This is a genomic window from Rhizobium sp. Rhizsp42, assembly GCF_047304155.1.
GTDB lineage: Bacteria > Pseudomonadota > Alphaproteobacteria > Rhizobiales > Rhizobiaceae > Rhizobium.
Map to the genome: position 1 here is coordinate 1 of NZ_JBGLYS010000116.1, position 620 is coordinate 620.

Annotated in this window: 1 protein-coding gene; it reads left to right on the plus strand. The window is 62.4% G+C overall.

Annotated features, from left to right (window positions below):
- Positions 1 to 620, plus strand: a 620-nt coding sequence (locus ACCD05_RS31790) for a sugar phosphate nucleotidyltransferase (protein ID WP_413397654.1), incomplete at both ends; no start/stop codon positions are given.

Consider the following 620-nt stretch of genomic DNA (forward strand, 5'->3'; position numbering starts at 1 on the left):
CTGGCATCCGGCGGCTTCTACTGGAACTCCGGCATGTTCATGTTCCCGGTCGCCAAGCTGCTCAGCGAGATGACCACCTTCGCCCCCGATGTCCTCAAGGCCGCAGGCGAAGCCGTCGCTCGAGGCGTCAAGGATCTCGACTTCATCCGCCTCGACAAGGCGGCATTCGCGCAAAGCCCGGATATCTCGATCGACTACGCGGTCATGGAGAAGACCAAGAACGCGGCCGTCGTTCCCTCCCCCTTCCAGTGGTCGGATCTCGGCAGCTGGGACGCGATCTGGAAGAGCGGCAATCCTGACGAAAAGGGCAATGTCGCCGCCGAAAACACCACTGTCGTCAACACCCGCAACTCGCTGGTCATGACCCACGGTGTGCATCTCGCGGTCAACGGCATGGACGACGTCGCCGTCATCGCCAGCGAGGATGCCGTCTATGTCGGTCACCTCAAGGACAGCCAGGACGTCGGCGCCATCGTCAAGATGCTGGCCTCCAAGCCAGCGACAGCAAAGCTAACCGAGACGCACCCGACCTCCTACCGTCCCTGGGGCGGCTACACCTCGATCTTCAACGGCGACCGCTTCCAGGTGAAGCGCATCTTCGTCACGCCGGGCAAGAAGCT